The organism is Mesorhizobium sp. WSM3860 (assembly GCF_002294995.1).
In the GTDB taxonomy this organism is placed as follows: domain Bacteria; phylum Pseudomonadota; class Alphaproteobacteria; order Rhizobiales; family Rhizobiaceae; genus Mesorhizobium.
In genome coordinates, this window is record NZ_NSGF01000019.1 from 97,273 (window position 1) to 117,175 (window position 19,903).

Here is a 19,903-nt window from a genome sequence, read left to right on the forward strand (position 1 = left end):
CCTTGGGCTGCTCGCGCCGCTGGAGGCCATCGCGCATGAGCGCGGTCCCCTCGCCCGGCTCCTTCGGGCGCGGATGCAAACTGGCCTATCGCTTCCTGAAGAAGCCGGACAGAATGTTCGGGCCGGCTTCGCCGGGCCGCAGCCTGATGCCGTCCTCGAAGCAGTTCAGCGTCACGCACTCGAAGCCGCTATGGGCGAGGAGTGCCACCAGCGAGTCGCGATCGAAGTGGTGCAAATGCTCGTTGGGGAGACGCATACGCCAGGTTCGGAACCACGCGTCGCCGTCGGCGCCGAGCTCACGCCAGCGGCAATAAGGGACGGCGACGGCCAGGTGCCGGGTCTGCAGGCGGTCGAGGAAACCGAGATCCGGGATGTGCTCGAGCACGTCGAACATGGCGACGAGATCCCACGAGCCGGCCAGCGCCTCCTCCCAACCGACAAAGCGGACACCCGCGGGCAGCGGGAACTCGGCGATATCGTAGCCGGCACAATCGGCGACCCCGGTTATCTTCGCGGCTTCGATGAAGGTGCCGGTGCCATATCCAATCTCCAGCACCGAGCGGGGAATCGCGCCGGTCATTCCCAGCACCCAGCCAAGCCGCTGATATCCGAGTTTGATGGTCCGGTCGCTCAGGTCCTCGTAATAGGAAATATATTGCTTGTCGTATTTGATCGGCGTGAAGTCGATCTGGTGGATCACGCCAAATCGGTCCACCTCGTAATTGTCCAACATCAGCGTGCTGCCCTCCGGATTCCCATTCCTTATACGGCGGCGCTAAACGCGGCGTAACTGGCGGGGCCGCGACGTAGCCAAGCAAGCGCGACAGATGAGCGACAAAGCCCGCCTGCCATTCCACCGCGCCCCGCTTTCTGCTTGAATACCGCCTCACCCAGGAGCACCCCATCTCAACCGACCCCTTCGCCCCCCTGCGCCAACGTTTCCTCACCCGCTGCGCCGGTCAGCTCGCGGAGCTGCAGGCGGCGCGCGAGGCGACTCCCCTGCCCGGCTCCGACGTCACCAGGCTCGCCCATTCGTTCGCCGGCGCCGCCGGCACTTTCGGCTTTGCGGAGATCAGCGCACGGGCGTCAGAGCTGGAGACGCTGCTCGTCGAGCAGGCGGATGGCGGCGATGTCCGCGCGGCGCTCGATGCTTTAATCGCGGAGATCGAGCGGACGCTGGCCTGACGCCGTCGGCCGGCTCACTTCTTCGCGGCGCCGAGGCCGGTCCTGGTCATCTCGCCCCAGCCCTGGTTGCCGCGCAAGAATTGCCACCAGCCCTTGACGCGCCAGAAATTGTTGAGCTGGCGGTAGCCGAAATTCTCGATCACGGCGGCCGCCGTCAGCACGGCGAGATCCCTGGCGCGCGGAAAACGCTGCAGCTCGGCCTCCTCCAGGATGAGCGAGCAGACGCTGACACAAACGCCATAGGTGAAGATCAGCGAGGTGAAGGCCAGGAGATATTCGGCCGACAGGATGCCGAGCAGCCAGAAGGCGGGGATCAGGATATAGCCCAGCACCTCCGCCACCGGCCCCAGCACATCGACGATGAAGATGTGGCCGAAGCCGAGGAAGCCGACGCGGCCATAGCGCGGGTTCAAGAACATGGCGCGGTAGCGGAAGAAGCATTCGAGCGCGCCGCGCTGCCAGCGCGTGCGCTGGCGGGCAAGCACGCTCAGCGTTTCCGGCGCCTCGGTCCAGCACACCGGCTCGGGAATGAACTGAACGCGGTATTTGCGCTTCTTGTCGCGCATGTGGCGGTGCAGCTTGATGACGAGGTCGAGGTCCTCGCCCATCGAGCCCTTGGTGAAGCCGCCCACCGCGACCACTTCGGCGCGGCGGAACATGCCGAAGGCGCCGGACACCAGCATCAGCGTGTTGACGCTGCTCCAGGCAAGCCTGGCCATAAGGAAGGCGCGCAGATACTCGACCACCTGGAAGAGCGGCAGCAGGCGGCGCGGCAGATGCACCTCGCGCACCCTGCCGGCCTCGATCTTCGAGCCGTTGGCGATGCGGATCGTGCCGCCGACGGCGATGGTGCGCTCGGGGTCGTCGATGAAGGGCTGGGCGGCGCGCATCAGCGCATCGGGCTCGAGGATGGAGTCGCCGTCGATGACACAGAAGAGCGGCGCGCGACAGACATTGATGCCGGCATTCTGCGCGTCTGCCTTGCCGCCATTCTCCTTGTCGACCACGAACAGCCGCTCGGTCATCGGCGAGGAATAGAGGCCGCGGATCGGCTGGTGCGCCAGCGCGTCCTCGTAAGGCCGGTGGAACTTCACCAGCTTGAAGCCCTCGATCAGGCGCTGCAAGGTCTGGTCCTTCGAGCCGTCATTGACGACGATGACCTCGAAATTCGGATATTCGAGCGCCAGCATCGAATGGACGCTCTCCACCACATTCACTTCCTCATTATAGGCAGGCACCAGAAGCGCGATCGGCGGCGCGACCTCGCCGTAGCGCTGCCAGAGCAGCGCCGAGCGCGCCACTGGCGGGCGCTTGGACAGCGCGTAGCCGGCGAGGACGAGCTGCAGCAGATAGATCGTCGTCTGTGCCAGCCCCGCCGCGATGATGAACCAGGACAGGATGGTGGCGGCAAGGACGATCTCGTCGCTCCAGTCGGCAATCATGCGGCCGGCCCCTCGGCAAGAATGAGCGAGGCGGTGCGCTGGCTGCGCGAGACCTCGCTGTCGGCAATCTGGCGCAGCAGCCGCTCGCCCGGCTGGCCAAAGGAGCGCAGCGCGTTAGCGGCGGCATAGCGCACGTTCCAGACCTCGTCGTCCAGCAGCTTGGACAGCGGTGGGGCAAGTTCGGGAAGGCCGAGGCGTCCCGCTGACTCGGCGGCGGCGGCGCGCACGTCCCAGTCGTCGTTTGCCATCGCGCTCGTCAGGATCGCCGGCGCATCGGCGTGTCCGGTAAGGCCCAGCGCGCGCAGCGCCGCGGCGACAACCTCGGGCGAGGCATCGCCGGCCAAGCCGGCGAAGAAGGCGGCGAAGCCGAAACCGCCGGCGCGGGCGAGCGCATCGATCGCGGCCGCCCTGATGAAGGGCACGGCGTCGACGCGCGATGCATGGATCGCAAGCTCGTTGAAGCGCGTGCGCGGAAAGCGCCTGAACAGTTCGATCACGCGTCGCGAGCGCTGTCCCGCCACGCCTATCTTGTCCAGCGCGACGCCGAGCAGGGGCAGGCTGCCGAGATCGCAGAGCGCGATGGCGGCGGCGATCCTGACTTCGCGCGAGCGGTCCTGGTCCAGCGCCGAAAGCAGGCTTGCCGTCGCATTCTGCGACCCCAACGCCGCCAGCATCTCGGCCGCGTGGATGCGTTCGGCCACGTTGCCCCGTTCCAGCTGCCTGCCGACGAGAGCCGGCAGGCCGCATTCGTTGAAGGCGACAAGGACGTCGTCACGCTCCTCGCCGCGCAGCAGCGAAATGAACTCGAAGCCGGCCTCGATCGCCACGCCCGGCGGCACCGAAAAAATGGTCGTTTTCAACGTCTGGCGGTCGCGGTCTTCGGTGAAGGCGATCAGCGCCGTCAGGAGTTGGCGCCGCTGTCCGGCTCTGGCGCTGTCCCGGCGCTCCCGCAGCAAGCGGCGCGCGATCAAAAACAGCATGATCAGCAGGGAGAGCGCGCTGAGCAGTATGGAGAGATCCCAGATGTACCACATGGTCAGAACCGCGCGGTCAGCCCGAGCCCGAATATGCTTCGGTCGAATGTCGGGCGTTGTTCATGCGCGATGCTGGCGCGCAGCGTCAGCGGATCGCTGACGTCGAAGGAGAGGCCGCCAAAGAGGGTGCGCGTTGGCACCAGCGTGCCGTCGGAGATTTCCGGGGCGTCGGCATAGCCGCCGAAGAGATTGACATGCGGCGTCACCGCCAGATCGGCGCGAAGCACATAGCCGTCCGCGCGCGTGCCGATATCGTCCTCGGCATGCACCCAGCGGGCGGAAAGCCCCAGGCGACCGTCGAGGATGTAGCCCTGCAGCCACGGCTGGATGCTGGTGACGTCGGCGTCGGCGAAATTGTCGTAGCGGGCGTCGATGTTGAGCGAAAGCGGGCCGAAGGCCTTCGCCGGCGCCACGACCTGCCAAGACGTGCCGGCGCCGAACGAATAGCGCGCCAGGAAGTCGGCATCCGGCGTCGCCGCGGCCAACGCATAGGCGGAGAAGGCCGGCGAGAAGGCCTGGTCGACGCGGCCCTCGATCTGGACGTCGGTGCGGCCGAAGCGGGTGGCGAGCCGCGTACGGCCGGAGATCGTCGTGCGCCGAGTGAGCTGATAGGCAAGGGCGGCCGAACTGTCGGTCCAGTCGCCGAGCCCGTCGGTGAGATCGCTCACCTCGCTGCCGAGGTCGAGCCGCCATTTACGCGGCGGCGGCACGGCCAGCCTTTGCTCGATATCGGCGGAACCGGGCTCGATGGCGAGCGCCTGGGTGTAGGCCTGCCGCGCGGCTGCGTCGTCGCCCTCGGCGCGGCGCACATCGCCGAGCCCGACCAGCGCCTCGGCATTGCGCGGATCGAGCGCCAGCGCGCGCTGGAACGATCGCCCGGCCCGCGGGTTGTCGACCTCGAGCAAGGCGATCCTCGCATCAAGGTTGAGCGCCTCGACATCGTCCGGCGCCGAGGCCAGGACATCGTCGACCAGCGTGCGGGCGCGCGGCGCGTCACCCTGCCAAATCGCCAGGCGGACCTGGCTCAGCCGCGCGTCGAGAAGGCCGGGCTTGATCGCAAGCGCCCGGTCGAAGAACTGGCCGGCCTCGTCGAAGCGCTGGCTGGAGCCCACAACGAGGCCGAGGGCGACCAGTACGTCGGTGTTCCTAGGCGCCAGTCTGAGGGCGCGGCGATAGGCCGTCTCCGCCTCGGGCAGTTTTCCCGCCGCCCGCAGCCGCCTGCCCTGCTCCAACTGGATGGCCACAGGATCGGGCCGCCGGCGGGGCGGCTCCTTCGCCCGCGGCGCGGTAGCCGGAACCGGCTTCGCCGGGCCGGCCTGCTTGGCCTTGCGGATGTTCTCCACAAGTGCCGCGGCCTCGGCATTGCCGGGCTCTGCCTCAGCGACCTTCTCGGCGAGCGGCAGCGCCGCATCCAGATTGCCGGAGCGGAATTCGACCTCGGCCATGCCGAAGCTCGCATCGCGATAGGTCGCGGCAAGGGAGAGCGCTCTGGAAAATGCCTCGCGCGCCGCCGGCAAATCGTTGCGGCCGAGCTCGGCGAAGCCAAGCTGCACGAGAGCGTCGGCATTGTCAGCTTTAAGGGCCAACGCGCGCCGGAAAAGATCGGCCGCCTCGTCGAAATGCTGCGCCTGCCTGGCCTTGACGCCGGATGCGTAGAGCTCGTCGACAGTCTGCGCCAGCGCCGCGCGGGGAGCGGCGGCGATAGCCAGGATCAGGCATGCGGCTAGGCTCAAGCGCCGGCGGCGCCGCATCAGCGCTTCCCGCCCTTGCGCGCGATGAGACGCGCCAGCCGGGCCAATAGCTCCTCGGGAATGAACGGCTTCACCAGATAATCGTCGGCGCCCTTTTCAAGCGCCGAAACGATGTCCTTTTCGGCCTTGCGGGCGGTGAGCATGACGACGGGCGTCTGGGACAGCACCGGGTCGCCCTTGATGCGCGCCAGCACCTCGATGCCGTCGGTCTTGGGCATCATCGCGTCGAGCACGATGATGTCGGGGCCGTCCTGCTCCGCCTTGGCCAGCGCCTCGGCGCCGTCCACCGCTTTGATGACCTCGTATCCCTTCGCCCTCAGCCTGAATTCCATCAGCTCGAGCAACAAGGGATCATCATCGCAGATCAGAACTCTTGCCTTCGCTCCATCCACCAGTCCTGCTCCGGTTCCGTCGCCCCCCGGAGTGATGACGCCGCGCGATCATAGTTAAAGCCGATTCGCGGCGGCCGCATTTCGATACAATCACTAGATGAATATTGGGCCATGGTATAGGAGCGGTAAACGCAAAACCGACCTTGCCGACAGGCATCTTGGCGCGGCTTTCTCGCCGGCTAAACCTGGCCGGAACGCCGCGAAAGCAGCCTTCTCACCTCGCCCGCAAGCGCCAGCGGGTCGAACGGCTTGGCGATCACCCCCACGGCTCCCATGGCGAGATAGCGCTCCACCTCATGCGTCTGGGTGCGCGCCGTGATGAACGCCACCGGAATCGAGGCCGTCAGCGGCGAATCGGCCAGGCGCCTCAGTGTTTCCGGCCCGTCCATGTCCGGCATCATCACGTCGAGCAGGATGAGGTCGGGGCGCCAATCGGCGGCATCGGTCAGCGCTTCGATGCCCGAGGCGCTGGACCGCACCTCGAATTCCGGCTCGAGCTCCAGCGACATCTGGGCGATTTCGCGGATGTCGTCCTCGTCATCCACATAGAGGATCCTTGCCGGCATGATCATCACTCCTTGGCATTCGAGGCGGGTCTGGCGCTATCGAGCGATGAGACCAACATGCCTCTAACCAGCCTCGCGACATCGATCTCCGACGCCTTGGTCTTGGTCATCATCGCGTGCACCCGGTCACCGAGGTTCTGATCCAGCTCCGCCGCCGAGAACACGATGACTTGGGTTTCCAGCGGCAGATCGATGAGGAGATCCAGTCCCGATCCGTCGGGAAGCAGTATGTCCAGGATGACCAGGTCGAAGCGATGCTTTGCGACCGCCTTGCGGGCCTCCTGCAACGTTTTGGCCGAGGCGATCAAGACGCCCGGACCCAGCCCCGCTGACATCACGGCAAGGACACCTTCGTCGTCCTCGACGTGGAGGATCCTCGGCCTCCGCTCGACCTTGCTGGCGAGGATTTTGGCGAGAGCGGCGTGAAGGCGCGCCGAATCCACCGGCTTCTCCAGCCAGTCGACGATGCCGATGGCGGTTCCGTTCAACGAACGTCTGGCCTCATCGGCGATGGCGGAGATGACGATGACCGAAATCTCGGAATTCACCGGTGAGACCCTTATGTCGTGGAAGAGCTTGATGCCGGATTCCCCGGCCAGCTTGATGTCGAGCGTCAGCGCCACGTAGTCACGGGAGTTCAGGAGCGCTTTTGCGGTACCGATATCGGGGGCAACATCGCTGGAAAAGCCGTCCGCGTCGAGAAGGGCCGCGATCACCGCTGCGACGTCGGGCTCGTCCTCGCAAATGAGGACGCGCAGGCGGCCATCGCGCTTGCGCGACCGGCGCTCGACCAGAACCGCCTTCTCGGCCTGTCTGTGCGCTTCGGCAAGGTCGACGTGAAACGAGGTTCCCTTGCCTTCCTCGCTTTCGAAGGAAACGGCGCCGCCCAGCTTTTCGACGATGGTCTTGACGATGCTCAGGCCCAGGCCGGTTCCCCCCTTCTTGCGGGTGCTGGAGGCATCGGCCTGCTCGAACTTGCCGAATATGCGGCTGCGGAACGCTTCCGGGATGCCGGCGCCCTGATCGATAACGGAGATGCGCAGCATGTCGCGCTCGCGACGCTGGAGATTCACCATGACAGTACCGCCGGGATCGGAGAACTTGATCGCGTTCGACAGCAGATTCGCCATCACCTGGTGCAGGCGGTCGGGGTCGATATTGGCTTCGGCGCGCGGAGCATCGTCGATCAGGACGATGCGGATCCCGCTCTCGGCCATGTAGTTGGAACTGGCGGCAATAGCCTGCTCCAGGACCGCTCGCACGGGCATCTGCTTGATTTTGAAGGTGATGACGCCCGACTCGATCTTCTCCATGTCGAGAATGTCGTTGATGAGAAGAACCAGCCTTTCGCTGTTGTTGTGGGCGATGTTGACGAGATTGGCGGCCTTGGGCGGCAGCTCGCCCGCGACGCCGGCTGCAATCAGGCCAAGCGAGCCGCGGATGGACGTCAGCGGCGTTCGCAATTCGTGGCTGACCGTCGAGATGAAATCATTCTTGAGCTGGGCGTTTCGCTTCTGCTCGGTGATGTCGCGATTGTAGGTGATGACGCCGACGATCTTGCCGGCCTCGTCGCGGAACGGCGCCTTCAGCGTATAAAGCCAGCCCTGCCTGCCGTCAGGCAGGAGCGCGGGCTGATCGATGCGCAACGTCTGCCCAGCCTCCAGCGCGCCCATTTCATCCTGCCTGAAGCGCTCGGCCACGTCCTGGGGATAGAAATCGAAATCCGTCTTGCCGATCAGATCCTCGACCGAGGCGGCGCGCACTAGTTCGGCGGTGGCTGGATTGGCCGCGATGAAGCGCCCCTTAGCATCCTTCACGTTGAGACTATCCGGCAGCTCGCGAACCATGGCACGGAAAATCATGTTGGACATGGCGAGATCGCGTCGCCGCTGCTGCCGGTCGAGCAGCACGCCGATGATGAACGTGCTCAGGAAGCGGAACAGGAGCGACGGCAGCGTGCTCTGCTGCACGAAGCCGGTCACGACCTGCGAGGGGATGACCAGAAGCGTAATGAGCCCGGCCAGCGCAACCGACAAGCCGAGGCCGAGTATGTCGAACATGGTGCGCGAGCGGACCGCGACGATGTGGTGCCAGGCCAGGCCGACGACGGCGGTGATCAGGATGCTCATGACGCCGACGTCGGCGCCCTGACCGCCCAGATGAAGACGATAGGCGATGGAGCCGGCAGCAGCGATGAACATCGCCGGCCATCCGCCGAAGAACGCGGCCGCACCGATAAACGCGGCCCGCAGGTCGACGATGAAGCCGGAGACGGACAGGGCCGTCGCCATGGAAATGACCGCGCCCGCGCACATGACCACGCCCAAAAGCAGCGACTGTGCCCGCCGCGAGAGACGCCCCGTGAAATCCGCCACGAGGTCCCAGGCGACGACCAGGATGGAGACCAGGGCAAGATTGGCGAGGAGTGAGTGCCAGATCTCGGTCATGACTTTCCGGCTCCGTTTTTTCCGACAAATACCGGCAAAACCTATCCGAGGTCTAAAGAGCGGGCGGAGTAGGCTGATTGGAAAGGGACACGCCGAATACGAGACATGGCGACGACCCCCCGTCAGACCGACGCGATCATGCCGAGCTATGTCGAGGATCTCGGTGGCGGATGGCTCTAAGCCAGACTGCGGAAGCTCGACGGTGGCCGCGATACCCAGCCCTCGATCTCACGGGTGACGAAGGCAGCGGCCTGGTGATGGATGAAATGCCCGGCACCAGGGAGCGCCAGCAGTGATGTGACGTTGTCGACCTCCCGGAACGTACCATCGAAGGCGCTGGCAGGAACATAGGGGTCTTGGGCTCCGAACATCACCAACGTCGGCGCTTTCACCAATGGCAACTGGCCAATATCCGGCACCCTGCCGAGCGGAATATTGGCCCTGTAGTAGCCCAGCATAGCCTCCGGATCGGAATGCCGGAGCGACGCTGAGAGCGCCTGCCTGTCGCTCTCGTCGGCAACCCATGCGGCAAGCTCGTCAGGCGCCGGCAAGGCGGCCGCACCAACTTCCTGGAAGAGGCGCATATAGGCGAAATATCGGGCGTTGGCCGGATCGACGATGGCACGAAGATAATTCCGGGGGTGAGGCGTAGCCAGAACAACCAGATGACGTACAGCCTGCGGAACACGCATGGCCAGCCACCATGCTATCGTTCCACCCCAGTCGTGGCCGACGATCGAGGCCTGGGAAAGTTGCTCCGCCACGAGCACGGACAGGACGTCCTCCACCAGGTTCGGCAGCAGGGCGTAGTGGGCGTGTCCCCGCGGAGCATCGCTTCGCCCAAAGCCGCGCAAATCCGGCGCCAGCACCCTGAAGTTGCCGCACAGAGCTTCCAGTTGCCTGCGCCAACCGAGACCATGATCGGGAAACCCATGCAGAAAAACGATCGGCGGGCCTGAGCCCGCCGCAATGTAATGTAGCTTTATTTTGCCGTTCGATGCGAACTTCGACTCGAAACCTGTATCCGAAGCCACCTTAGTCAACCGACTGCGATCACATCTTTACTTCGAGGCGCAGGAACGGGCCTTGGAAAACCTGATTGTCGTGGTCTGCGTTCACAAGCAGGTTGTGCCACGCTTCGATCTTGTAGCCTGCAGTGAATGTGGTGTTTGCCATCGGCGTCCAGCTCAAGCCGAGCGATGCATCCAGATTGGAGACCGTTTCGCTCGAGCCCTGACTGAACAGCGTCTCGGAGGCATGCGCGTCCGGATTTGTTTGCGAGAAATTGATACCGACGCGGTCGATGCGGCGGCCCCACATGACGGCGCCCGAAACGGCCCCTGTCAGGCCCCAGTTCTCGCCGACAGGGTAGTAAGCCTCCGCACCGGCCCGGGGTCCGATGCCCCAGTATTCGGACGTGCCCATCTTGTCGGCGGAGATCCCCTTGTCGGCAGGATTGGTGGGCGTGAATGTATTGGACACGTCGAATACCGTTTCGTCGGAATGCACGAGCCGCAGGCCGCCGAAGAAGCGGATATCGGCCTGCTGAACCTTCACGTGCTTGCCGACGTCGAAATCGAAAGCCTGGAAGGTGTATCCGTCGCCGTAACCAAAGCTCGCGATACCGTCTGGATCAGTCACTGGTCCTTCACCAAGGATGACCGACCGGTCCTTGCCGATATGGAAAGCGCCGGCCAGACGCCAATCCAAGTCCGAGGAAATCTGCTTGGTTAATGCGACCGACCCGGAGATGTCGCCGTTGCTGTTGCCCAGCTTGTCGCTGCTGAGCTTGTCGTCCTTATGGACATTGTTCCAGAAGTAGGAACCTTCGAACGACATCTTGATGCGCGAATCGATGACGGTCTGGTCCGACGGCTGTGCCTCTGTGGCGTGAGCCGTGGCCATGCCCATAGTTGTCGCCGAGGCAGCCGATGCCGCCATCGTCGCCAAAAGTTTACCCTTGCCCTGCGAATGCATTTCAATCCCCACCCAGAATCCAGCCCGCGTGTTATTGCAGACAAGTTTATAAAGGCATATTCCCGCTGCGGGACGCCAACAACTTTGCGGCGTCACTGTCACGTCTTTGCAACAATAGCGCACATCGACGGTTGGAAGGGACGCCGCAGTCGTGGGGCGTTCCGGCATGGAGGTAGAGTGAGCAATCCCACGCAAATCGAAGGCATGCTCAACAATCTCGTCTACAACCTGTTCGCACAAAGCGGACAAGATGCCAGGGGAGGTGCTGGTCCCAAGGAGATCGGCAACCTCGTCGTATTCGACCATCCGGGCAGCGTCGACACGATCGTCAAGGCGGCGACCCTGTTCCGCAAGAACTTCTCTCTGATCTCGGCGCTCGGCTTCAGCCGGTTCAACACCAATGACGAGGAGTGGGCGACGAGGCGCGCGATCACGCAGGACCGCTATCTCGCTGCCGCCAAGCCCGCGCACGAGGCAGGCGTATACGAGATCTTCAGCGACTGTCTTGCCGGCTCCGAGCCCTCGCTTACCGGCATCCAACAGGCCCTCCTCGCGGGTGCCCTGAAAATTTTCTACCAAGCGTTCGGGCTTGCCGCTGATGCCCGCCCGACGGCGGCGCTGCTTGACCGGGTGCGTGAGGTACTACGTCGACTCCAGTACTATTCCTGGGTCACGCCGAGCAATGACGAGAGAAACAGTGCCATCCAGGATGCCCGCGCCGTCATTGCGGATTTCGGCTCGCAGTTGATGGCAGACGCTCAGGCGGCTGCCGAGATGGGGCGCTTCGCCGAGAAGGCCCAAGGGATCGAAAGCTTTTCCCCGATCGAGGAGTTCGTAATGAACCTCTTCGCCGGAGTCGAAACCACCGTGACGACGGTGCTGTGGGTGGTCGACAGGCTCGGCGCGAACCAGAAAGTGCAAGAGCGCATCCATGATGAAATCTTGGGCGACGGACCGCAGACGCCATTCACCGACTGCTTCATCAATGAGACGATGCGGTATTTTCCGCCCATTCCATTCCTGACGCGCGAAGTGAGCACCGACACCATTCTGGACGGCACGGCGTTGCGCGCCGGACAGCTTGTCATGCTTTCTGTCGTCGGCGTGCACCAGCATCCCGATTTCTGGGAAAATCCGCGGACCTTCGATGCCAGCCGCAAGGAGTTCATCGACAACAGTTTCGACCGGCGCGCCTTCATCCCCTTTCTGACCGGACCGCGCATGTGCGGAGGCGCGCGCCTCGGCCGCCTTGAAGTGGAGCAGGCGATTCGCGCGGTGGTGCGGCAATTCGCATTCGCCCGCGCCGACGATGTTGTCCGCTTCGACTATGCACTGGCGCTGCGCCCGGCGAGCGGCATCTCGGTAACCGTATCAAGGCGCTGACGGGCTCTGATCCGCCCCGACAGACATGTCGCGCCAAAGCTCCCGGATCAGGCCTCCGAATTGCCTTGCGATGATTGTCTTTACGGCCGCATCATTTCCATAGCGCCGACTTTCGGCCACGGTAGCGATATCGAAGTCGTGCGCTGGAAACCAGTTTCGCATTGTCGCCCGGACATTTTCATATGGATGGGCGACAAAGTCCTCATAGGCGACTTGGACTATCCTCGCCGCATCGATCCTCGAAAGGTAGCTCCGCCACCTCACCTCGCAGTCCGCAATGTGTCGCACTGTGTCGATGACGGCCTTCTGGCTTATCGTTTTCAACGTCGGGATTCCCGGCAGCGTTTCTCCGCCATCGAATGGTTGCCCGGTATAGAGCATTGAAAGCAGGCTGACGGTCTGATCAAACTTGTTCCGCCGGCTCAGGAAGACATAAAACGAGTTGGCGTCGTCATCGCCGACCGCGCGGCGGGCAAAATTCAGGTTCCCGACAAACAGCTTGGCTGCAAACACGCCGTTCACCGAGCGCTTGTCCAAAAGGTGCCTCCCGTATAAGGCCGCCAAGCGATCGAGTGCCAGGACGTCGATCGTATCGTCACCAGCCCATCGCCGCATGAGCGGCACCGCAAATTGCCACTGGAAGTATTCGGTCGGCAGGCCGAGCCCGAGATGCCGCATGACCATACAATAGGTATGGCCGGCTGTCCGCGGCGTTGTGCAGATCAAGATCCGGGCAGGATTGCTCGACGAACTATGTCGGTCGAAAGCTGTCGAAAGAAGCCTGCTATACGCCTCCTCGAAGTGCATTTCTGGTTTCGCCAGGGTAGACCTCGCTCAAGCTGCTGAAAGAAAGCCGAGGATCAGGAAAAGCTGATCAAGCGTCATCAGCGACGGGGGGTTGCCGGCATCGATATTGTCGACGAGACAGAGATCAGGGCGGGCGCGACGAGCTCGTTCCAAGGCCTTCCTCTCAAGGAACTCACTCTCGCGGCCGTGCATGAGCATCACGCGGGCGTCGAGCTTGGCCATCATGGGGAACAGGTCATACTCGCGCCCGGTCATCGCCTCGAAATTTCCGGTCGTGGCGGGATCGAACCCAAATCGAAAGCCGCCCGGACCTGCGGCAATTCTATTGTCGATGAAACGGTCCAAAACCGGCTGTTCGATCTGCCCCATGCTCGGCTGTGAGGCGCGCAGATATTCCCTTGCTGCCGCGCGCGTCTCGAAAGCGAGCGTGCTTTCCTGGATCACCTCTCTCCGCAACGCGTCGACTTTCGGTCCGCCGATCATTGGGACATCATTGAGGACAATCTTATCGACGCGGCCCCGGTTCGCGTACAGAAACAGAATCAGGATCAAACCGCCCCACGATGTGCCGACGAAATGGTTCTCCTTGCCGGCAAATTGACCGAGCGCCCGCAAGCAGCTCGAATAGACTTCGATGTCGTAACCCGATCCCAGATAGGCGCTGCGCCCGCGGCCGAGCAGGTCTGGGCAAATGACCAAATAGCCGTTGCGGCAGAGGAAGGCCGCCAGATAGTCGAAATCGGCCCCGTTTCCGGTGAAGCCGTGCAGACAAAAAACCGTGCCGCGCGGCTGGGCTGCGGGCTGCCAGATGCGCACGAACATCGACGCATAGCGGTCGCCAAGGCGGATCAGGATTTCCTGGGTCAGCGCCTCGATAGACGCTACCTTGTCCATCACGCGTCCCGCTTGCGGACGGCGCGCTTCATGGCGCCGCGCGCATCGATGAAATCGCGCTTCCAGTAGACGGATTTGTCGGGGTTGAGCAGCTTCGCCTCTTTGATCAAGGGCAGGATGTGCGAGGATGAGCGCGTCACCATTATCGTAGCGGCAACGGAGTTGCCGCTGGGATCGGAATTGAGCGGGCCGTTGTTCGCGACCCACGCCTCGGCAATTTCGCTACTGGTCACGATCCATCCCAGGTAAGCAACGATCGCATCGTCAATCGAGCCGATGAGATGCGTCTGCTGCTCCAGCTGATAGCACAGCGACTTCACCATCTGCCCGAATTCATAGCCGTCGAAAGGCGGGTGATGGGCGACGAAATTGCAGACCAACCCGAGCGAGAGCGGATTGAAGGGAACGCGGGTAAAAAGGAGTTTGCTCATGCGGATTCGGACGGTTCAAGCGGGCGCGAGATTATGATGAGGAACCCAGGCCGGGCTAGTAGGAAATTCGCAGCCGAGTGGCCGTTGTTGTTGCGACCTTGTTAGGGAGGCGGGCACCCGACGGCGATGCCGCCAGCGGCCGTGATATCGCCTATTCGGCCACGGCAGGCTCCCTTCCGTAACCTTTCGGCGATCGTATCGTTTGGTCTCAAAGCAACCCCTGCATGGAGCTGTTCTCGGCCGTGCCGTTCAGCAACGGTGAGGTGGCGCAGGAGTATCGGCCGCAGCCGAGGAGCTGGCTCGAGGATTTCAGTCCGCGCTACTTCTGCCGGAAGGCCGTATGCAGGGACGCGGTCAGCGGCCCCAGAATGTAATCCAGCGCGGTGCGTTCCTCGGTGACGATCATGACCTGCGCCGGCATGCCGGGATAGAGCTGGATCTGCGGGGCGGCGGCGAGTTCCTGCTGATCCACCGCCACGTCGGCCACGTAATAGGGAAAGCCGGTCTTGGCATCGGTGACGCGGTCCGCCGAGACGCGGGTGACGCGGCCGTGGATGACTGGCGTCGTGCGCTGCTTGTACGAGGTGAAGCGGACCTCCGCCGTCATATCGGCGCGCAGGCTGGATATGTCCTCGACCTTGACTTGCGCTTGAACGATCAGCGAATTCCTGGTCGGCACGATGTCCAAAATGGTCTGGCCGGGCGCGACGATCGCCCCGGTCGAAAAGACCGTCACGTTCATGACCTGGCCGTCATAGGGCGCGCGCACTTCGGCGCGGTCCACCATGGCCTGTGCGGCAAACATCTTCGGCACCAGATCGGCCAGGTTCGACTGGGTGTCGATCAGCATGGCCGAAAGTTTTGCGCGACGCTCGTTGGTGAGCTGCGCGATCTGGCTTTCGAGCTCGGCCTTGCTCTGGCGGTTTCCGGCGATCTCGCCGAGCGCCTGGTCGATCAGGCCCTGCAGATCGGAGGCCGAGCGGTCGAGCTCCAGGATACGCGGCTTCGTCGTCAGCCCCGCCTTCAGCAGCTTGTTGAGGCTCGCCTTTTCGTCGATCGTCGACTTGAGCTGCGCACGAAAAGATTCGACGCGCGCCTGCTTGCCATCGATTTGCTCGTCGAGCTCGGCGATCCGCTTCTGCAGGATCTGCCTGGCGCCGGCCATCGAGGCGCGCTGGCTCTCGAGGTCGGCAATCTGGTTGGCCATGGCGTCCTGCAGATAAGCCTGGTGCTCGGCGGTGATGTCGTTTGGAAAGGCCACCGCCTCATGGCCGTCGAGCTCCGCGCGAATGCGGGCATCGGTGGCGCGCAGCAGCGCATATTGCTGGGAGTAGAGGTTGAACTCGGACCGGGCGCGGGTGTCGTCGAGCAGCACCAGCACATCGCCGGCCTTGACGATGTCGCCGTCCTTGACCCGGATTTCCTTCACCGTGCCGCCGTCGAAATGCTGGACACTCTTGCGGTTGCCCTCGACCTTCACCACCGCATCGGCAAGCACCGCGCCATTGAGCGGCGCGACCGCGGCCCAGCCGCCGAACACGCCGAAGAAGGCGACGATGATGACCAGGCCGATCCACACCGGTGCCCGGATCGAATCCGCATTGGCGCCCGCATCTTCGGCGCCGGAGAGGCTGCGATAGGTAGCCGCGCTATCGGTCATTGGGCCGCCACCGTAATCGGTGCCGCGCGCTGGTTGAGCAGCGCCACGATCTCGTTTCTCATGCCGAAGGCTTCGACCGCGCCATCCCGCAAGAGCAGGATCTTGTCGACATTGGCCAAAGTCGAGGGCCGGTGCGAGACGATGATCACCGTGCTGCCGCGACGCTTCAGCTCCAGCGCGCATTCGGCCAGGGCGCGATCGCCGTCGGCATCGAGGTTGGAGCTCGGCTCGTCGAGCACGATGAGATTCGGCATGCCGAACACGGCGCGGGCAAGCGCGATGCGCTGCCGGTAGCCGCCGGACAGCACCGCCCCGCCCTCGCCGATCTGCGTCTCGTAGCCTTGCGGCAGGCGGATGATCATCTCATGCACGCCGGCGAGCCTTGCCGCCTCGATCACCTCGCGGTCGACATCGGCCTTGAAGCGGCCGATATTGGCGGCCACGGTGTCTGAAAACAGCTCGATGTCCTGCGGCAGGTAGCCGATATGGTCGCCGAGCGCCTCCCTTCCCCATTGCGTCATGTCGGCGCCATCGAGCCGCACTGTGCCACGGCTCGGCTGCATGATGCCGGCGAGGTGACGCGCCAGCGTCGACTTGCCGGCGCCGGAAGGGCCGACGATGCCGAGCGCCTCGCCTGCCTCGAGCCGGAACGAGACATCGCGCAGCAGCACCTTCTGCAGGCTGGGAATGGCGAAGCTCAACTGCTCGACGGCGACCTTGCCGGTGGGCTTCGGCAGGTTGAACGAGCGTTCGCCCTGCGCGCCGCCGTCCAGCAGCTTCTCGACCCGCCCGAGGGCGGCCCGCGCCAGGATCAGGCTGCGCCAGAGGCCGACGATCTGCTCGACCGGCTGCAGCCCCCTGCCCAGCAACAGGCTGGCAGCGAACATCGAGCCGCCGGTGATCTGCCGCTCGATCACCAGATAGGCGCCGAGGCCGAGGATCAGCGACTGCATGGTCAGGCGCAGGAAACGGATCAGCCCGGACATGACCGCTGCCCGGTCGCTCGCCCGCCCCTGCTGGCCGAGCGCCAGGCCGCGATCGCGCCCCCAGCGCCGGACGAGGCCGTCGATCATGCCCATGGCGCGGATGACTTCCGCGTTCCTGAGGCTCATTTCGGTGAAATTGTAGTTGGCCGTGGCAAGGTCGTTGGCCTGCTTCAGCGGCGCGCGCACAATATATTCGTTGAGCACCGCCATGGCGATGAGAAGCAGCGAGGAGCCCAGCGCGAAGAAGCCGAGCCAGGGATGCAGGAGGAAGATGATGCCGATATAGATCGGCGACCACGGCAGGTCGAACAGTGCATGGATGCCGCTGCCGGTGATCACCTGCCGGAAGGTGTCGAAATCGCGGATCGGCTGGCTTTGCGAGGCACCCTGCGACGGGGTCTCGACGGAAGCCGCCAGGATTTTCGCCGAAAGCAGCCGGTCGAGCCGGGCGCTGGCCCGCGTCAGGATCGCGGCGCGGACGAGGTCGAGACCGGCGAGCGCAAGAAAGGCTGCAAGCAGCACCAGCGTCAGCATCACCAGCGTCGTCTCGCTGCCGCTGGTGACCACCCGGTCGTAGATCTGCAGCATGTAGAGCGGCGATGCGAGGTAAAGCAGATTGATCGCCAGGCTGAACACCGCCGCAAACAGGAAATAGCGGCGGCAGGCGCGAAGCGCTTCCCTGACGATCCTGGATTTGTTGTCGAGACTCAAAATACCCAGCGGCAGAACCGCCCCCTGTCCAAACTGCATGCCCGGAACGATACTACTCCGGATCCCGCACCCGGCCACGCGATCCCCTCGTAAACCTGTCGTAAACCTTAATTCGTAAGCTGAATCGTGAGCCAGCGGGATACGAGGTGAGCCGCGCGGCCGCGGCTCACCTCTTTGGTTACAGCACGAAGTCGCTGGCCGTCAGTCCGAGCCCGGTGCCGGTCAGCGTGATCTGGAAATCAGCTGTCGTGTTGCCGTTGACGTCGGCGCGCACGATGGTGTTGCCGCCGACTTCGGACCAGGTGATGCTGTTGGCGACGGTGGCTGCATTCTGACCGCCGAACAGGAAAGCCTGGTCGCCTGGGGCGGCAGCGGCATCGATCGGCGACAGATCGATCTTGTCGACGCCATGCACGAAATCAGTGATGGTGTCGAAATTTCCAGCGCCCGGTGCGGAATCCGAGACGGCCGAGCCATAGTAGAAGGTGTCGGCCCCTGCCCCGCCTGTAAGCGCGTCGGCGCCGGCGCCCCCGACGAGCCTGTCGTTGCCATCGCCACCATTCAGCGTGTCGTTGCCGCTTTGGCCGAACAGCGTATCATTGCCGGCCATGCCGAGAATGATATCTGCGCCCCCGTTGCCATAGAGGGCATCATCCCCGCCGTTGGCACCGTTGAGACCATCGCTCGAGTTGCCGTTGCTGCCGGTGATGACCTGGAACGTCTCGCTGTACTGGTAAGCGGGTCCGGCGGGGTCGCCGACCTGCGTTGCCTGCACCGTGACTGAGTACACCTTGCTGGGCGACAGGCCAGAAACAGTGGAACTCAGCGTGCTCCCGCTGATCGAAAATAGTCCCGGGTCCGATTGCGAGGTGATGCTGTAGACGAAGCTGCCAGGATCCGGGTCGGTCGCGCTCAGCGTGCCCGTGAACTGGAAGGAGCTGAAGTTCACATCGCCTGTGGTGGTGCTCGGCGTAAGCTGGATGTCGGTCGGCGCAAAGCGCACCGGCCCATCATCCGTGCCTAGGATGTCGATGGCGACCGAAGTGTGGGTGCCATCGGCGCTGACCACGTCGAAGTTTTCGGCATAGTGCTGGCCGGCAACGAACTCATCATGCGCCGAGCTTGCGGTGTAGGTCCAGGCACCAGCCGCGTTGATGGCGAAGGTGCCGTAGTTCCCCACGGTGCCAGCCTGGGCGACGAAGGTTGCCGGGCTGTCGACGTCCGAGATGGTCAGATTGCCCGAAGTGCTGATCGCCGCAGCCGTGTTGCCTTCAGTCAAATTGACGGATGCCGAGGACAGCACTGCCGCGTCATTGGTGCCCAAAATGTCGATGGCGACCGAAGTGTGGGTGCCATCGGCGCTGACCACATCAAAGCTTTCAGTGTAATGCTGACCGGCGACAAACTCGTTGTGGGCAGAGGACGCGGTGTAGGTCCAGGCACCAGCCGCGTTGACGGCGAAGGTGCCGTAGTTCCCCACCGTGCCGGCCTGAGCCACGAAGTGCGGGTCACTGTCGACGTCCGAGATGGTCAGCGTGCCGGAGGTCGAGATGGCAGCCGCCGTGTCGCCTTCGGTCAGGTTCTTCACATCCGCCGACAGAACCGCGGCATCGTTGGTGCCGAGGATGTTGACCGTCACCGTGGTCGGCGTGCCGTCGGCGCTGACCACGTTGAAGGTGTCGGTGTAGGTGGTGCCGGCGACGAACTCGTCATGCGCCGAGCTTGCCGTATAGGTCCAAGCGCCGGCAGCGTTGATGGCGAAGGTGCCGTAGGCGCCCACGGTGCCGGCCTGCGCGACGAAGGTCTGCGGGCTGTCGACGTCGGAGATGGTCAGCGTGCCGGAGGTCGAGATCGCCGCCGCTGTATTGCCTTCCGTCAGGTTCTTCACATCAGCCGAGAGCACGGCGCCGTCATTGGTGCCGTTGATGGTGATGGTGACGTCCTGCGTGGTGGTGGCGCCCTTGTCGTCGGTCACCGTCACCGTGAAGATCTCGGTGTGGCTCTCGCCCTGGGCGAGGTTCTGGTGCGCGGCATTGTCGAGCGTGTAGGTCCACTGACCGGTCGACGCGTCGACGGCGAACGAGCCGTAGGCGCCGGCGGCGTTGCCCGAATAGGCCTGGGTGGCGCCGTTGTCGACGTCGGAAGCCTGGACCTGGCCGGTCGCCGTCAGCTGCGTGTCCTCGGTCACCGCGCCGGCCTGCGTGCCCGACGTGATCACCGGCCCGTCATTGGTGCCG

General features: G+C 64.0%; 17 protein-coding genes. 2 read left to right on the plus strand and 15 right to left on the minus strand.

The genetic code is table 11. The annotated features are described in order from the left end of the window. Window positions 1-85: 85 nt before the first annotated feature. Window positions 86-733, minus strand: coding sequence for a class I SAM-dependent methyltransferase (locus tag CK220_RS25115; protein ID WP_095814084.1), 648 nt, complete (start codon window positions 731-733; stop codon window positions 86-88). 239 nt (window positions 734-972) lie between these two features. Between CK220_RS25115 and CK220_RS25120 the strand changes: the two genes are divergently transcribed. Continuing rightward, window positions 973-1,185 carry an Hpt domain-containing protein gene (locus CK220_RS25120; protein WP_245429393.1) on the plus strand — a complete coding sequence of 71 codons (213 nt, stop codon included), beginning with the start codon at window positions 973-975 and terminating at the stop codon, window positions 1,183-1,185. A gap of 14 nt (window positions 1,186-1,199) precedes the next feature. Here CK220_RS25120 and CK220_RS25125 read toward each other — a convergent pair whose 3' ends face one another. The 8 genes from CK220_RS25125 to CK220_RS25160 all read right to left on the minus strand — a co-directional run bounded on the left by CK220_RS25125 (window position 1,200) and on the right by CK220_RS25160 (window position 10,794). Beyond that, on the minus strand, window positions 1,200-2,627 hold the full coding sequence (locus tag CK220_RS25125) for a glycosyltransferase family 2 protein (protein ID WP_176479198.1): 1,428 nt from the start codon (window positions 2,625-2,627) through the stop codon (window positions 1,200-1,202). Continuing rightward, window positions 2,624-3,661 (minus strand): HEAT repeat domain-containing protein, encoded by a 1,038-nt coding sequence (locus tag CK220_RS25130; RefSeq protein ID WP_095814085.1) that lies wholly within the window; start codon window positions 3,659-3,661, stop codon window positions 2,624-2,626. The genes CK220_RS25125 and CK220_RS25130 overlap by 4 nt, the downstream gene beginning before the upstream one ends. Before the next feature lie 2 nt (window positions 3,662-3,663). Further along, the gene (locus CK220_RS25135) at window positions 3,664-5,412 is read right to left on the minus strand and encodes a YaiO family outer membrane beta-barrel protein (RefSeq protein WP_095814086.1); all 1,749 of its coding nucleotides are present in this window, start codon (window positions 5,410-5,412) and stop codon (window positions 3,664-3,666) included. Further along, window positions 5,412-5,804, minus strand: coding sequence for a response regulator (locus CK220_RS25140; RefSeq protein WP_095814087.1), 393 nt, complete (start codon window positions 5,802-5,804; stop codon window positions 5,412-5,414). Before CK220_RS25140 ends, CK220_RS25135 begins: the two co-directional genes overlap by 1 nt. Window positions 5,805-5,983: 179 nt before the next feature. Next, window positions 5,984-6,370: a response regulator gene (locus CK220_RS25145; RefSeq protein ID WP_095814111.1), complete on the minus strand. Its 387-nt coding sequence runs from the start codon at window positions 6,368-6,370 to the stop codon at window positions 5,984-5,986. Window positions 6,371-6,375: 5 nt separating this feature from the next. Continuing rightward, window positions 6,376-8,817, minus strand: coding sequence for an ATP-binding protein (locus CK220_RS25150; RefSeq protein WP_095814088.1), 2,442 nt, complete (start codon window positions 8,815-8,817; stop codon window positions 6,376-6,378). 176 nt (window positions 8,818-8,993) lie between these two features. After that, window positions 8,994-9,851, minus strand: coding sequence for an alpha/beta hydrolase (locus tag CK220_RS25155; protein WP_176479199.1), 858 nt, complete (start codon window positions 9,849-9,851; stop codon window positions 8,994-8,996). A gap of 19 nt (window positions 9,852-9,870) precedes the next feature. Further along, a complete protein-coding gene (locus tag CK220_RS25160; RefSeq protein ID WP_176479200.1) occupies window positions 9,871-10,794 on the minus strand; it encodes an Lpg1974 family pore-forming outer membrane protein in 924 nt (307 codons plus the stop codon). Window positions 10,795-10,998: 204 nt separating this feature from the next. Between CK220_RS25160 and CK220_RS25165 the strand changes: the two genes are divergently transcribed. After that, window positions 10,999-12,177, plus strand: coding sequence for a cytochrome P450 (locus CK220_RS25165; protein WP_176479201.1), 1,179 nt, complete (start codon window positions 10,999-11,001; stop codon window positions 12,175-12,177). On the opposite strand, the gene CK220_RS25170 is transcribed toward CK220_RS25165, so the two are convergent. The 6 genes from CK220_RS25170 to CK220_RS32850 form a co-directional block, all read right to left on the minus strand. Continuing rightward, window positions 12,166-12,984: a Stf0 family sulfotransferase gene (locus tag CK220_RS25170; protein WP_141245223.1), complete on the minus strand. Its 819-nt coding sequence runs from the start codon at window positions 12,982-12,984 to the stop codon at window positions 12,166-12,168. The two genes, CK220_RS25165 and CK220_RS25170, sit on opposite strands and share 12 nt — an antisense overlap. A 27-nt stretch (window positions 12,985-13,011) precedes the next feature. Beyond that, window positions 13,012-13,878 (minus strand): alpha/beta hydrolase, encoded by an 867-nt coding sequence (locus tag CK220_RS25175; RefSeq protein WP_095814093.1) that lies wholly within the window; start codon window positions 13,876-13,878, stop codon window positions 13,012-13,014. Continuing rightward, entirely contained in the window at window positions 13,878-14,309 is a 432-nt protein-coding gene (locus CK220_RS25180; protein ID WP_095814094.1) for a hypothetical protein, read from the minus strand. The genes CK220_RS25175 and CK220_RS25180 overlap by 1 nt, the downstream gene beginning before the upstream one ends. A gap of 319 nt (window positions 14,310-14,628) precedes the next feature. Further along, entirely contained in the window at window positions 14,629-15,969 is a 1,341-nt protein-coding gene (locus tag CK220_RS25185; protein WP_095814095.1) for an HlyD family type I secretion periplasmic adaptor subunit, read from the minus strand. Next, the gene (locus CK220_RS25190; protein WP_095814096.1) at window positions 15,966-17,705 is read right to left on the minus strand and encodes a type I secretion system permease/ATPase; all 1,740 of its coding nucleotides are present in this window, start codon (window positions 17,703-17,705) and stop codon (window positions 15,966-15,968) included. The genes CK220_RS25185 and CK220_RS25190 overlap by 4 nt, the downstream gene beginning before the upstream one ends. Window positions 17,706-17,844: 139 nt before the next feature. Continuing rightward, the coding region (locus CK220_RS32850; RefSeq protein ID WP_280952756.1) for a VCBS domain-containing protein at window positions 17,845-19,903 on the minus strand (2,059 nt) is incomplete at its 5' end.

Excerpts from the sequence above, each read along its gene's own strand:
- CK220_RS25115 (WP_095814084.1), bottom strand. The coding sequence starts at position 733 with ATGTTGGACAATTACGAGGTGGACCGATTTGGCGTGATCCACCAGATC.
- CK220_RS25190 (WP_095814096.1), bottom strand. The coding sequence starts at position 17,705 with ATGCAGTTTGGACAGGGGGCGGTTCTGCCGCTGGGTATTTTGAGTCTC.
- CK220_RS25145 (WP_095814111.1), bottom strand. The coding sequence starts at position 6,370 with ATGCCGGCAAGGATCCTCTATGTGGATGACGAGGACGACATCCGCGAA.
- CK220_RS25135 (WP_095814086.1), bottom strand. The coding sequence starts at position 5,412 with ATGCGGCGCCGCCGGCGCTTGAGCCTAGCCGCATGCCTGATCCTGGCT.
- CK220_RS25170 (WP_141245223.1), bottom strand. The coding sequence starts at position 12,984 with ATGCACTTCGAGGAGGCGTATAGCAGGCTTCTTTCGACAGCTTTCGAC.
- CK220_RS25185 (WP_095814095.1), bottom strand. The coding sequence starts at position 15,969 with ATGACCGATAGCGCGGCTACCTATCGCAGCCTCTCCGGCGCCGAAGAT.
- CK220_RS25180 (WP_095814094.1), bottom strand. The coding sequence starts at position 14,309 with ATGAGCAAACTCCTTTTTACCCGCGTTCCCTTCAATCCGCTCTCGCTC.
- CK220_RS25150 (WP_095814088.1), bottom strand. The coding sequence starts at position 8,817 with ATGACCGAGATCTGGCACTCACTCCTCGCCAATCTTGCCCTGGTCTCC.
- CK220_RS25165 (WP_176479201.1), top strand. The coding sequence starts at position 10,999 with ATGCTCAACAATCTCGTCTACAACCTGTTCGCACAAAGCGGACAAGAT.
- CK220_RS25175 (WP_095814093.1), bottom strand. The coding sequence starts at position 13,878 with ATGGACAAGGTAGCGTCTATCGAGGCGCTGACCCAGGAAATCCTGATC.
- CK220_RS25160 (WP_176479200.1), bottom strand. The coding sequence starts at position 10,794 with ATGCATTCGCAGGGCAAGGGTAAACTTTTGGCGACGATGGCGGCATCG.
- CK220_RS25125 (WP_176479198.1), bottom strand. The coding sequence starts at position 2,627 with ATGATTGCCGACTGGAGCGACGAGATCGTCCTTGCCGCCACCATCCTG.
- CK220_RS25130 (WP_095814085.1), bottom strand. The coding sequence starts at position 3,661 with ATGTGGTACATCTGGGATCTCTCCATACTGCTCAGCGCGCTCTCCCTG.